The organism is Pseudomonas sp. GW822-FHT05A08 (assembly GCF_058800485.1).
Genome location: NZ_CM179511.1, coordinates 1,810,748 through 1,822,790, shown reverse-complemented (window position 1 = coordinate 1,822,790; position 12,043 = coordinate 1,810,748). Strand labels below are relative to the sequence as shown.

The following is a 12,043-nucleotide window of genomic DNA, read 5'->3' as shown; positions in this document are numbered from 1 at the left end:
AGTACTTCCTCAATTAAACCAATACGCCGGACTGGCGCATGGCCTGCCGCAGCGGTTCGTGACAGGCAGCACTGAGCCAGGTGAGCGGCAGACGGATACCGTTCGCCATCAAGCCCATCTCGCACAGGGCCCATTTCACGGGAATAGGGTTGGATTCGATAAACAGAGTCTTGTTGAGCGGCATCAGCTTCTCGTGGATCGCCCGGGCGGTGGCGGCATCGCCACGCATCGCGGCGGCGCACATCTCGCTCATGGTTTTTGGCGCCACGTTGGCGGTCACCGAAATATTGCCCTTGCCACCCAGCAGGATCAGTTCGACGGCGGTTGCGTCGTCACCGGAGTACACCAGGAAGTCGCTGCTCACGCCGGCCAGGATGTCCTTGGCGCGCTGCAGGTCACCGGTGGCTTCCTTGATGCCGATGATGTTCGGCACGGTCGACAGGCGAATCACGGTCTCGGCCTGCATGTCGCAAGCGGTGCGGCCCGGCACGTTATAGAGGATCTGCGGGATATCGACGGCTTCGGCGATGGCACGGAAATGCTGATACAGGCCTTCTTGCGTCGGCTTGTTGTAATAAGGGGTCACCAGCAGACATGCGTCGGCACCGGCGATCTTCGCATTGGTGGTCAGCTCGATCGCTTCGCGCGTCGAGTTCGCGCCGGTACCGGCGATCACCGGGATACGCCCTGCAACCTGAGCGACCACGCGACGAATCACTTCGATGTGTTCGTTCACATCGAGGGTAGCCGACTCACCTGTAGTGCCGACCGCCACAATGGCGTTGGTGCCCTCTTGCAGGTGGAAGTCCACCAGTTTGCTCAGGCTGTCCCAGTCGAGACGACCCTGTGCATCCATGGGTGTGACCAGTGCCACCATACTGCCCGCAATCATGCAACCGCTCCTGCCGGAAAAAGAGAGCGGTAATGGTACTGGCGCCAAGATGCTTGCACAAGCGAAGTACCGCGCTGCGAGCATTCCCCTGAGCGATGTATTTCGCTACCCTTCAGGCTTTGATCGGTACTGCTAAGCTTGTACGCCGGGTTCCAGCCTCCCTTTTCGGCATCCGAAGCCCCAATCCTGTGTTGCCGCCCCTCGCTCTCGCCTTTTATGGAGCTCGTCGCAACCTGGCGGTTCAGGGCTTCTGAAACCGCATCCGGACGTTTACCCAGTACTCGAGCCTGCAAAAGTATCGACCGCTCATCGCTTTAGGAATGCTGCATGTCCACCCCCACAGTCCGCGAACAATTCCTTGTCATCAGTGCCCTCGGCGCCAACCCCATGGAGCTGACCAACGTCCTGTGCCGCGCCAGCCATGAAAACCGCTGCGCCGTGGTGACCTCCCGCCTGACCCGCCATGGTGAGTGCAGTGCGCTGGTCCTGGAGGTTTCCGGCAGCTGGGATGCCCTGGCGCGCCTGGAGGCCGGCCTGCCGTCGCTGGCGAAGAAATACGCCTTCACCGTCAACGTGGTGCGCAGCGCGGCCCTGGAAAACCGCCCGCAGGCCCTGCCTTATGTGGCTTACGTCAGCGCCGCCTACCGCCCGGACATCGTCAATGAACTGTGCCAGTTCTTCATCGATCACCATGTCGAGCTGGAAAACCTGACCTGCGATACCTATCAGGCCCCGCAGACCGGCGGCACCATGCTCAACGCCACCTTTACCGTGACCTTGCCGGCCGGCACCCAGATCAGCTGGCTGCGCGATCAGTTCCTGGACTTCGCCGACGCAATGAATCTCGATGCGCTGATCGAACCCTGGCGCCCACAGAACCCAATGTAAGGAAGCCCTAATGGCCGTTGCCATCGACCAACCTGTTGCCCACTTCGAAGCCCCGGCCACCAGCGGTCAGACCGTCAGCCTCGCCGCGCTCAAGGGCAAGCAGGTGGTGATCTACTTCTACCCCAAGGACAGCACCCCGGGTTGCACCACCGAGGGCCAGGGCTTTCGCGATCAATACGCCGCGTTCAAGGCCGCCAACACCGAGGTGTTCGGCGTCTCCCGCGATGGCCTGAAGTCCCACGAGAACTTCAAGTGCAAGCAGGAATTCCCCTTCGAGCTGATCAGCGACAAGGACGAAGCCGTCTGCCAATTGTTCGACGTGATCAAGCTGAAGAAGCTCTACGGCAAGGAATACATGGGTGTCGATCGCAGCACCTTCCTGATCGACAAAAATGGCGTGCTGCGCCAGGAATGGCGTGGCGTGAAAGTGCCAGGCCACGTGGATGCGGTACTGGCTGCTGCGCAGGCGCTGAACAAGGCCTGAGCGTGGTAGCCGACTAAAAGGTAACCGATTAAAAAAAGGGGGGCGGCTGATTCAGCCGCCCCCCTTTTTCATTTCCAGAGCAGGGCCGCTCTAGAGCAAGGGCGCCACAACCGGCTCCTTGCGCGGCCAGGCATCCAGTACCGCCTTGAACAGGGTGGCCAGGGGAATCGCGAAAAACACCCCCCAGAAGCCCCACAGCCCGCCAAACAACAGTACTGCACAGATGATCGCCACCGGATGCAGGTTCACCGCCTCGGAGAACAGCAGCGGCACCAGCACGTTGCCGTCCAGGGTCTGAATGATCCCGTAGACCGCCATCAGATAGATGAACTGGTCGCTCCAGCCCCACTGGAACAAGGCAATCAGCGCCACCGGCACGGTCACCACCACCGCCCCGACGTAGGGCACCACCACCGAAATCCCCACCAGCAGCGCCAGCAGGGCCGCGTAGTTCAGTCCCAGGGCCACGAAGGCGATGTAGGTCACCCCGCCGCAAATGACGATCTCGATCACCTTGCCACGAATGTAATTGGCGATTTGCCGGTTCATCTCCTGAGCCACCCGGGTGATCAGGGCCCGCTCGCGCGGCAGGTAACCGCGCACCCACTGGCTGATCATCGCCCGGTCCTTGAGGAAGAAAAACACCAGGATCGGCACCAGCACCAGATAGATCATGATGTTGACCAGCAGCGGCAGACTGGACAGCGAGAAGGTCAGCGCCCACTGGCCGAACTTGCCGATCTCGCCGCGTGCCACCTCGATCGCCTGCAACACCTGTTCGTCGGACACCAGGTGCGGATAACGCTCCGGCAACAACAGAAGCAACGATTGCCACTTGGCGAGCATTCCCGGCAACTCGTTGAACAAGGTAATCAATTGATGCCACAACAGCGGTACGACGACCACGATGAACACCAGCAGCAGCCCCATGAACAAGGCAAAGACCAGGCCCACCGCCGCCCCACCAGGCAAACGCCAGCGTTCCAGCGTGAGCACCAGCCCCTGCATCAGATAGGCCAGCACCATCCCCGCCAACACCGGCGCGAGCATACCGCCCAGGGTCAGCACCGCGGTGAAGGCCAGGAACAACAGAACGGCCAGTACCACGGCCTCTTCATCGGAGAAGTAGCGCTGAATCCAGTCGCGTAACACTTTGAACATCAATGATCCTTAGACAGAGGCGCGATGATTTCCGGGGCGGTTCAAGCCTTCTTCAGCCAGTAACGATAGACCCCGGCTTCGTCTTCCTCGCGAAGCAGGGTATGACCGGCCAAACGGGCAAAGGTGCGAAAGTCGCGCTGGGAGCCGGCATCCGTGGCGATCACCTTGAGCACCGCGCCGCTGGCCAGGCGATTGAGTTCCATCTTGGCCTTGAGCAGCGGCAGCGGGCAGTTCAGTCCGCTGGCATCGAGCTCGGCGTCGTGGGCTACAGCATCAGTCATTGCGTCACTCCGGGAGGGTCGTCGAGGTGCCTAGAATATCTGGTCCAAGGCCTGGTGTCCGGCTACAGTAGACTCTTTGTCGACTAAGGCTTTGTGCATGACTTTTTTGCGCCCTACCCTGCTGACGCTCGCTTGCCTGCTCGCCTCACCAGGCTTCGCCGACGACCTGCCATCACTCGGTGACGCCAGTTCTGCCATTGTCTCGCCCCAACAGGAACACCAACTGGGCCGCGCCTGGCTGGCGTTGCTGCGCAGCCAGGTTTCGCAACTCAACGACCCGCAACTCAAGGATTACGTCGAAACCAGCGTCTACAAACTGGTCGAGACCAGCCAGGTCAACGACCGACGCCTCGAGTTCATCCTGATCAACAGCCCGCAGCTCAACGCGTTTGCCGCTCCCGGCGGGATTGTCGGGGTCAACGGTGGACTGTTCCTCAACGCCCAGACCGAAGGCGAATATGCCTCGGTTCTGGCTCACGAATTGGCGCACCTGTCGCAACGCCACTTCGCCCGTGGCGTCGAGGCTTCGCAACGCATGCAGGTGCCGATGATGGCCGCCCTGCTGGCCGGGATCGTGATCGCCGCGGCGGGCGGTGGCGACGCCGGGATCGCCGCCATTGCCGGCACCCAGGCCGCGGCCATCCAGGAACAACGGCGCTTCTCCCGGCAGAACGAGCAGGAAGCCGACCGCATCGGCATCCTCAACCTGGAAAAGGCCGGTTATGACCCGCGCTCCATGCCGACCATGTTCGAGCGCCTGATGCGCCAGTACCGTTTCGACGCCAAGCCGCCGGAGTTCCTGCTGACTCACCCGGTCACCGAATCGCGGATCGCCGACACCCGCAACCGCGCCGAACAGGCCAAGGCCGGCGGCAAGGAAGACAGCCTGCGTTACCAGCTGATTCGCGCACGAGTACAGCTGATCTACGAAGAGTCCCCCGGCATGGGTGCCAAGCGTTTCCGCGCCCAGCTCGACGAAAACCCGAAAAACGACATCGCCCGCTACGGCCTCGCCATCGCCCAGATCAAGGGCAGCCAGTTCAACGACGCCCGGGAAAACCTCAAGCAGCTGCTGGCCAAGCAACCTAACGACATCACTTACAACCTGGCCCAGATCGACCTGGATACCGCCACCAGCCGCTTTTCCGACGCCCAGGCCCGGGTAGATAAAATGCTTGCGCAGTATCCTGGCAACTACCCACTGAACCAGGTCAGGGTCGACCTGCTGCTCAAGCAGAATCGCCCGGCGGACGCCGAAAAGGCCCTGGAAAGCCTGCTCAAGACCCGCTCCGACGATCCGGACGTCTGGTACTCGGTGGCGGAAACCCGCGGTCTGTCGGGCAATATCATCGGCCTGCATCAGGCGCGGGCCGAATACTTTGCCCTGGTCGGCGACTATCGCCAGGCGATCCAGCAGCTGGATTTCGCCAAACGTCGCGCCGGCAGCAACTTTCCCCTGTCTTCACGGATCGATGCACGTCAGCGTGAGCTGATGGACCAGGAGCAGATGGTCAAGGACATGATGCGCTGAGCCCAACCGGCGCCCACAAAAAAGCCCGCCTCTTTCGAGGCGGGCTTTTTATTGCGCGATCAATCCGCTACACGGACTACTCGGCCAGCTTGAAGGTAATGAAGCTGGCACGTCCCTGACGCAGAACCCGCATCGATACCGAACGGTTCTTCGGCAGCGCCTGGGCGATTTCAGTGAAGTTCTTGGTCGAAGTGATCGCCTGATTGTTCAGGTGAGTGATCACGTCGCCCGGCTGCAGGCCGATCAGCGCGGCTGGGCCATCCTGAACTTCCTTGATCACCACACCGCCCTTGAGGTCGTAGGTTTTCTTCTGCTCATCGGTCAGCTCGACCACCGCAACGCCCAGACGGTTGCTGCTGCGCTCAGCACCGGACTTGCCAATGGCGTCCAGGGCCTTGTCTTCGTCCGGAATCGCACCAACGGTCAATTCGACGTTCTTGCGCTTGCCGTCACGAATCACTTCCAAATTGGCTTTCGCACCCGCCTTGAGGGCACCGACCAGATGCGGCAGGTCCGCCGACATGATAATCGGTTGACCGTTCATGCTCAGGATCACATCACCCACCTGCAAGCCGCCCTTGGCCGCCGGGCCGTCGTCCTGGATCTGGGCCACCAGCGCACCGGCCGGTTTCTCCAGGCCGAAGGACTCCGCCAGGTCTTTGTTCACTTCCTGGATAACCACGCCCAGCCAGCCGCGGCTGACTTTGCCACCGGCTTTCAGCTGGTTGGAAACGTCCATGGCGACATCGATCGGGATAGCGAAGGACACACCCATGAAGCCGCCGGAACGGGTGTAGATCTGCGAGTTGATACCCACCACTTCACCGGCCAGGTTGAACAGCGGACCACCGGAGTTACCTGGGTTGATCGGCACGTCGGTCTGGATGAACGGCACATAGTTTTCGTTCGGCAGGCTACGACCGATGGCACTGACGATGCCCTGGGTGACGGTGTGGTCGAAACCAAACGGCGAGCCGATAGCCACTACCCACTGGCCGGCCTTCAGGTCCTGGGATTTGCCCAGCTTCAGCACCGGCAGGTCCTTGCCATCGATCTTCAGCAACGCCACGTCGGAGCGTGGATCGGTGCCAATCAGCTTGGCTTTCAATTCGCTGCGGTCGGCCAGGCGGACCAGGATTTCATCCGCGTCGGCAATCACATGGTTGTTGGTCAGGATGTAACCGTCCGACGAAATGATGAAACCAGAACCCAGGGACTGGGCTTCACGCTGGCGATCACCCCGTGGCGAACGCGGCTGCGGCGGCATGCCACGCTCGAAAAACTCGCGCAGCATCGGCGGCAGACCTTCGAGGTCCGGCATCTGGGCGGAAACCTTGCGGTCCGGGAGCTTCTGCGTGGTACTGATGTTGACCACTGCAGGCGACGCCTGCTCGACCAGTTGTGTGAAGTCAGGCAAGTCCGCCGCCTGCGCGGTAACGGCCTGACCGAGCACCAGCACAGTAGCGAAAATGGAGAGATAGGATTTCAAACGTGGTATCGACATACGGCTCCCATTACAACGAGCGTGATTAAGCGATAGGGACAAGAAATACCAGGCGATTCGCGCAGTACTTTTGTCCCGGAAACGACAAACAAGGCCAGAACCTAGTGGCTCTGACCTATAAGAAAAAACAGGGGGTTTTGCAAATGAAAATGCTCACCGAACATTTAGATATCTCGATTGCAGAGCTGGCATTGCAGACCTCTTACACAACCAACATTAACGCTCGATGAACACCCGGGGCTTACTCACTGCGCCTTGGGCGCAGCGGCGTCGGTACGCATCGACAAGGCGATCCTTTCGGCGGTACCGATAGGTATCTCACCCACCACCGTTACCATCATTTCGCCTTCAGGCGTGGTCAGGCGTCGGGATACCGCCACGGTCGGACCCAGTTGAGTGCGGGTGTCGGTCACCGTCGCGCCATTGAGCGGTTCGAGGAACACCGAGAAGCGGGCCAGGCCATCGTCATACATGAGGCTGTTGACCATGGTCTTGGTGTCGGGATCTTTACGCGCACTGCTGCTGGTCAGCTCGAAGCCTGGCGGCAGCCAGTCGGAATGCCAGGCCTGCGCAGCCTTCACCGCGGAGGCCTTGTCGCTGTCCAGGGCCACGGCCTTGCATTCGGCGCTGGCCTGCAGCTCGCTGTCCTTCGGCACATCCGCCGTATCCAGGCGAGTGAACTGGAAACGCTCGAGCAACTGCCCCTTATCGTTCAACAGCAGCGATTTCAGCGGCAGGCCCGTCTCGCGGTCCAGATGCAATTCAAAACCATAACGGTGCTGGTCCCGCGGGGTCAGGGAAACAATGACCGCGGAGCGCCCAGCCACACGCGACTTGCCGATGACGGCAAGGTCGTACCAATTCTTGAGTTTTTCTGGATCGAGTGAGTGGGCCGAAGAGTTGGGGGCGTCCCCCAGTCCAGCCACCAGCGTACCGCTGACACATTGGGTACGCCCATCAACACGCACAACCTCTTGAGCGGAACCGTCGAGCTGAATCAGTCGCTCGCGGACCTGGCCATCCTGGACGCGATGCCAGATGTTATGGGTAGAAAAACTACCATTACGCTCGTAGACGAAAGTACCCTGAAAGCTTTGCTGCTGTTCGGCTTGCCCAAGACGTTTCAACCAATCCTGAGCTTCGTCGGCGTGGGCTGGAACAATGAACCAGCCACTGAGCAGAAGCGAGAGTAGAGGGATGGCGCGCATGATCCTCCTTAACGGTTTTCCAGGCTCGCCGCACGAGCATAAGGCAGAGCGCTTTCAGTGCCCTTCAGTGCAGCTTGTTGAGCATGCTGACGCAGGTAGCTTGGCAGACGCTGATCGTGCCAGCCTGGCTGACCTTGCAATACGCCGTTGGCCATAGGGCCAGGGGCTTCCGAACTCTCATTGTAGCCGGCCAATACAGCTGGGCCTTTTACTTGAGGAGCGGCCAGGGTTGGCTGGTTCGATTGCTGTGCCAGTTCGACACCAGCGATCTCATCCTGGTTGTACAGGCGAACACCCGCCAATACGGCAACGGTCACCGATGCGGCAACAGCCAGGCGACCCAGGCTACGCCATGGACCACGAGTGGCCTTGGCCGGTACGGCTTCGTCAGCCAGCGCAGCAGAAACAGCCGCGGCGATGTCCAGACGCGGAAGCAGCAATTCCTTGTGCATGGCCGCCCGGGCGATCTGGTAACGAGCCCAGGTCTCACGGGTTTCCACTTCGTCGACGGCATTCAATACCCGACGTAATTCCAGTTCGTCCGCTTCGTTATCCATCACCGCGGACAGCGATTCCTGCAGGGCTTCACGACTCATGGCGGTTCCTCTCTTGGCTGTCGCCGCTGTCTCAGGTTTCCTGCAACAACGGCTGCAGGGCTTTGTCGATGGCTTCCCGAGCGCGGAAAATCCGGGAGCGCACGGTACCCACCGGACACTGCATGACGCTGGCAATGTCCTCGTAACTCAGACCATCGAATTCACGTAAAGTTAAAGCCGTACGCAAATCTTCTGGCAGTTGCTGAATGGTTCGATGGACGGTGCCTTCGATCTCATCCCGCAGCAATGCGCGCTCCGGCGATTCGAGATCCTTGAGGCCATGATCGCCATCGTAGAACTCCGCATCCTCGGAACTGACATCGCTATCCGGCGGCCGGCGGCCGCGCGAAACCAGATAGTTTTTCGCCGTGTTGATGGCGATACGATACAGCCACGTATAAAACGCACTGTCACCGCGGAAATTACCAAGCGCACGGTAAGCCTTGATAAAGGCTTCTTGTGCAACATCCTGGGCTTCATGGGTGTCGTGCACAAAACGCACGATCAACCCGAGAATTTTGTGCTGGTATTTCAGCACTAGCAGATCGAAAGCTCGCTTGTCGCCGCGCTGAACGCGCTCGACCAGCTGCTGATCCTCTTCCTGGGTTAGCATGAACACTCCTCGATAAGCTCGGAGGAGGCTTGCATAACTAAACGATCAGGCTTGCAAACATAGACTCGGGCTTTTCGCAAAAGTTCTCCCCCTCCAAGCAAGTTTCCTGCGGGCTCTGATTTGGCACGCACGAAAAACGCAGCGCGGGCAAGGCCGGCTGCGCGAATAATCCTGTCGTCGAATTGAGCTGCATGACCACGACACAAGTCCTGCATAAAACCGACGCTGTCCCTTCTATCAGGCAACCTTCTATTGAGTTTGGGGCCGTGTCAAAAGTTCCCAATCTTTATAGCCGTACGGAGCGAACATTGTGTAACCATGAAGAGAAAAAGGTTGCTACATCTTCGATACAGTCGCCAGCTCCCCGATTTGACGGAAAAATCGAGCCACCCATCACTGCCTCGCCAGACCGCTTTTCTCGCCCTCATAATTTCATAATGCCACGAAGGCACCGCTATTGTGCCGATCCCCCCCTCTATATACTAGTGGGCTGCATGGCTGCTTTGACTCGCCGATCCAGGCGTCTTGCGCCAACCCCGACCCGGGTCGCTTTTGAGCGGAATCTTCCAATGAGCCAACAGTTTCAACACGATGTTCTGGTGATAGGCAGCGGCGCTGCCGGTTTGAGCCTTGCGCTGACCTTGCCTGGTCATCTGCGCATTGCCGTATTGAGCAAGGGCGATCTCGCCAATGGCTCGACCTATTGGGCTCAGGGTGGCGTCGCGGCAGTGCTGGACGACACCGATACCGTCGAATCCCACGTCGACGACACCCTCAATGCCGGCGGCGGCCTGTGCCATGAAGACGCCGTGCGGTTTACCGTCGAGCACAGCCGCGAGGCCATTCAATGGCTGATCGACCAGGGCGTACCCTTCACCCGTGACGAGCAATCGGGCAATGAAGACGGCGGTTTCGAATTTCACCTGACCCGCGAAGGCGGCCACAGCCATCGCCGCATCATCCATGCCGCCGACGCCACCGGCGCGGCCATCTTCACCACATTGCTGGAGCAGGCCCGGCAACGCCCGAATATCGAACTGCTGGAACAACGGGTCGCCGTCGATCTGATTACCGAAAAGCGCCTGGGACTGGAAGGCGATCGCTGCCTCGGCGCTTACGTACTCAACCGCGCCACTGGCGAGGTCGATACCTACGGTGCGCGTTTTGTCATCCTCGCTTCCGGCGGTGCCGCCAAGGTCTACCTCTATACCAGCAACCCCGATGGCGCCTGTGGCGATGGCATCGCCATGGCCTGGCGCTCGGGCTGCCGGGTGGCCAACCTGGAGTTCAACCAGTTCCACCCGACCTGCCTCTACCATCCGCAGGCCAAGAGTTTCCTGATCACCGAAGCCCTGCGCGGCGAGGGCGCGCACCTGAAGCTGCCCAACGGCGAACGCTTCATGCCGCGTTTCGACCCGCGTGCCGAACTGGCACCACGGGATATCGTCGCCCGGGCCATCGACCATGAAATGAAGCGCCTGGGTATCGATTGCGTGTACCTGGACATCAGCCACAAACCGGAAGCCTTTATCAAAAGCCACTTCCCGACCGTGTACGAGCGCTGCCTGGAATTCTCCATCGATATCACCAAACAGCCGATCCCGGTGGTACCAGCCGCGCATTACACCTGCGGCGGGGTGATGGTCGACCAGCAGGGCCGCACCGACGTTCCGGGCCTGTATGCCATTGGCGAAACCAGTTTTACCGGCCTGCACGGCGCCAACCGCATGGCCAGCAACTCACTGCTGGAATGCTTCGTCTATGCCCGTTCCGCGGCAGCCGACATTCTCGAACAACTGCCGCAGATCGCCATTCCGATCGCCCTGCCCGTCTGGGACGCCAGCCAGGTCACCGACTCCGACGAAGACGTGATCATTGCGCACAACTGGGACGAACTGCGGCGATTCATGTGGGACTATGTCGGCATCGTACGCACCAACAAGCGCCTGCAACGGGCTCAGCACCGGGTCCGTCTGCTGCTGGACGAAATCGATGAGTTCTACAGCAACTACAAGGTCAGCCGCGACCTGATCGAGTTGCGCAACCTGGCCCAGGTCGCCGAGCTGATGATTCGTTCAGCCATGGAGCGCAAGGAAAGCCGGGGCCTGCACTACACCCTCGATTACCCGAACCTGCTGCCCGAGGCACTGGACACTATTCTGGTGCCGCCCACCTACGGCGACTGAACTTGAGCCGCACGCGCAGGCGCCGATGCACATCGGCCGCCTGCGCGTCCCGTGGCACACAGACCGACCTCACCCAGCGCTCGCCCGGCAGGCGAAAACGCAACACCACCAGCAGCGGCAGCGCCAGGCTGTCAGGCCGCAGTTGCACCGGCCGCCAGCCCTGCCCGGCGCACCACAACTGCCAGCCATCGGCATTACGACGCAGACCGCTGAAGGCCGAGGGATGATTCAGCAAAATCCGCCGCGGCAACGCCCAGACTCCGTGGCCCAGGCACAGCAGCACCCCGAGCAGACGGGCCCAGAGTGGAATATCGAGCATCAGCAAGACGCCCAGCGCGAACAGCTGGGCCAGGAGATAGGCCGCCAGCAATTGCCTGGAAGGCTGCCAGCGGCATTCGAAGGCGTTACTTGGGTTGGACACGATCCAGGATCATGCGGACCATGCGTTGCAGCTCGGGATCTTCGGATTCGGAGCGTTCCATGAACCAGCCGAACATGTCCTGATCTTCGCATTCGAGCAGCCTGACGTAGCAGGCACGATCAACATCGTTCAGATGCGGATAGACTTCTTTCACGAATGGCACCAGCAACACGTCCAGTTCCAGCATGCCGCGGCGGCTGTGCCAGTAGAGGCGGTTCAATTCAACATCTTCGACCATGGAGCGCTCCTCAAATAGAGCGCAAGTATACAGCCCGACG

At 60.4% G+C, this 12,043-nt stretch carries 13 protein-coding genes; 4 read left to right on the top strand and 9 right to left on the bottom strand.

Annotated features, from left to right (window positions below; translation table 11 throughout):
* Positions 1 to 13 precede the first annotated feature (13 nt).
* A complete protein-coding gene (gene dapA, locus AC3RCP_RS08320; protein ID WP_492569552.1) occupies positions 14 to 892 on the bottom strand; it encodes a 4-hydroxy-tetrahydrodipicolinate synthase in 879 nt (292 codons plus the stop codon).
* 327 nt (positions 893 to 1,219) lie between these two features.
* On the opposite strand from dapA, the gene AC3RCP_RS08315 reads away from it, so the two are divergent.
* A complete protein-coding gene (locus AC3RCP_RS08315) occupies positions 1,220 to 1,780 on the top strand; it encodes a glycine cleavage system transcriptional repressor (protein WP_007930238.1) in 561 nt (186 codons plus the stop codon).
* Positions 1,781 to 1,790: 10 nt separating this feature from the next.
* Positions 1,791 to 2,264 (top strand): peroxiredoxin, encoded by a 474-nt coding sequence (locus AC3RCP_RS08310; RefSeq protein ID WP_007930237.1) that lies wholly within the window; start codon positions 1,791 to 1,793, stop codon positions 2,262 to 2,264.
* A gap of 90 nt (positions 2,265 to 2,354) precedes the next feature.
* Here the strand turns inward: AC3RCP_RS08310 and AC3RCP_RS08305 are convergent, their stop codons facing one another.
* Together AC3RCP_RS08305 and AC3RCP_RS08300 are read right to left on the bottom strand one after the other, a co-directional pair.
* On the bottom strand, positions 2,355 to 3,425 hold the full coding sequence (locus AC3RCP_RS08305) for an AI-2E family transporter (protein ID WP_007930236.1): 1,071 nt from the start codon (positions 3,423 to 3,425) through the stop codon (positions 2,355 to 2,357).
* A gap of 41 nt (positions 3,426 to 3,466) precedes the next feature.
* On the bottom strand, positions 3,467 to 3,706 hold the full coding sequence (locus AC3RCP_RS08300) for a sulfurtransferase TusA family protein (RefSeq protein ID WP_007930235.1): 240 nt from the start codon (positions 3,704 to 3,706) through the stop codon (positions 3,467 to 3,469).
* Positions 3,707 to 3,803: 97 nt separating this feature from the next.
* Between AC3RCP_RS08300 and AC3RCP_RS08295 the strand changes: the two genes are divergently transcribed.
* Positions 3,804 to 5,237 carry a M48 family metalloprotease gene (locus tag AC3RCP_RS08295; protein WP_007930234.1) on the top strand — a complete coding sequence of 478 codons (1,434 nt, stop codon included), beginning with the start codon at positions 3,804 to 3,806 and terminating at the stop codon, positions 5,235 to 5,237.
* Between the two features lie 76 nt (positions 5,238 to 5,313).
* Here the strand turns inward: AC3RCP_RS08295 and AC3RCP_RS08290 are convergent, their stop codons facing one another.
* The 4 genes from AC3RCP_RS08290 to rpoE all read right to left on the bottom strand — a co-directional run bounded on the left by AC3RCP_RS08290 (position 5,314) and on the right by rpoE (position 9,158).
* Positions 5,314 to 6,741 (bottom strand): DegQ family serine endoprotease, encoded by a 1,428-nt coding sequence (locus AC3RCP_RS08290; protein ID WP_007930233.1) that lies wholly within the window; start codon positions 6,739 to 6,741, stop codon positions 5,314 to 5,316.
* 245 nt (positions 6,742 to 6,986) lie between these two features.
* The gene (locus AC3RCP_RS08285; protein WP_007930232.1) at positions 6,987 to 7,949 is read right to left on the bottom strand and encodes a MucB/RseB C-terminal domain-containing protein; all 963 of its coding nucleotides are present in this window, start codon (positions 7,947 to 7,949) and stop codon (positions 6,987 to 6,989) included.
* Between the two features lie 8 nt (positions 7,950 to 7,957).
* Positions 7,958 to 8,545: a sigma-E factor negative regulatory protein gene (locus AC3RCP_RS08280; protein ID WP_007930231.1), complete on the bottom strand. Its 588-nt coding sequence runs from the start codon at positions 8,543 to 8,545 to the stop codon at positions 7,958 to 7,960.
* 31 nt (positions 8,546 to 8,576) lie between these two features.
* Complete coding sequence (gene rpoE / locus AC3RCP_RS08275) at positions 8,577 to 9,158, bottom strand: RNA polymerase sigma factor RpoE/AlgU (RefSeq protein ID WP_007930230.1); 582 nt, start codon at positions 9,156 to 9,158, stop codon at positions 8,577 to 8,579.
* Positions 9,159 to 9,727: 569 nt separating this feature from the next.
* Here rpoE and nadB point away from each other — a divergent pair.
* Complete coding sequence (gene nadB, locus AC3RCP_RS08270; RefSeq protein ID WP_007930229.1) at positions 9,728 to 11,344, top strand: L-aspartate oxidase; 1,617 nt, start codon at positions 9,728 to 9,730, stop codon at positions 11,342 to 11,344.
* Here the strand turns inward: nadB and AC3RCP_RS08265 are convergent.
* Together AC3RCP_RS08265 and AC3RCP_RS08260 are read right to left on the bottom strand one after the other, a co-directional pair.
* Entirely contained in the window at positions 11,313 to 11,765 is a 453-nt protein-coding gene (locus AC3RCP_RS08265) for a protein YgfX (protein WP_492569548.1), read from the bottom strand. The two genes, nadB and AC3RCP_RS08265, sit on opposite strands and share 32 nt — an antisense overlap.
* Complete coding sequence (locus AC3RCP_RS08260) at positions 11,749 to 12,003, bottom strand: FAD assembly factor SdhE (protein ID WP_007930227.1); 255 nt, start codon at positions 12,001 to 12,003, stop codon at positions 11,749 to 11,751. Before AC3RCP_RS08260 ends, AC3RCP_RS08265 begins: the two co-directional genes overlap by 17 nt.
* Positions 12,004 to 12,043: the final 40 nt, after the last annotated feature.

Bases quoted from the DNA above. Each gene is read 5' to 3' on its own strand.
- AC3RCP_RS08285 (WP_007930232.1), bottom strand. From the start codon at position 7,949: ATGCGCGCCATCCCTCTACTCTCGCTTCTGCTCAGTGGCTGGTTCATT.
- AC3RCP_RS08260 (WP_007930227.1), bottom strand. From the start codon at position 12,003: ATGGTCGAAGATGTTGAATTGAACCGCCTCTACTGGCACAGCCGCCGC.
- AC3RCP_RS08305 (WP_007930236.1), bottom strand. From the start codon at position 3,425: ATGTTCAAAGTGTTACGCGACTGGATTCAGCGCTACTTCTCCGATGAA.
- dapA (WP_492569552.1), bottom strand. From the start codon at position 892: ATGATTGCGGGCAGTATGGTGGCACTGGTCACACCCATGGATGCACAG.
- AC3RCP_RS08290 (WP_007930233.1), bottom strand. From the start codon at position 6,741: ATGTCGATACCACGTTTGAAATCCTATCTCTCCATTTTCGCTACTGTG.
- AC3RCP_RS08300 (WP_007930235.1), bottom strand. From the start codon at position 3,706: ATGACTGATGCTGTAGCCCACGACGCCGAGCTCGATGCCAGCGGACTG.
- AC3RCP_RS08315 (WP_007930238.1), top strand. From the start codon at position 1,220: ATGTCCACCCCCACAGTCCGCGAACAATTCCTTGTCATCAGTGCCCTC.
- AC3RCP_RS08280 (WP_007930231.1), bottom strand. From the start codon at position 8,545: ATGAGTCGTGAAGCCCTGCAGGAATCGCTGTCCGCGGTGATGGATAAC.
- AC3RCP_RS08310 (WP_007930237.1), top strand. From the start codon at position 1,791: ATGGCCGTTGCCATCGACCAACCTGTTGCCCACTTCGAAGCCCCGGCC.
- nadB (WP_007930229.1), top strand. From the start codon at position 9,728: ATGAGCCAACAGTTTCAACACGATGTTCTGGTGATAGGCAGCGGCGCT.
- AC3RCP_RS08295 (WP_007930234.1), top strand. From the start codon at position 3,804: ATGACTTTTTTGCGCCCTACCCTGCTGACGCTCGCTTGCCTGCTCGCC.
- rpoE (WP_007930230.1), bottom strand. From the start codon at position 9,158: ATGCTAACCCAGGAAGAGGATCAGCAGCTGGTCGAGCGCGTTCAGCGC.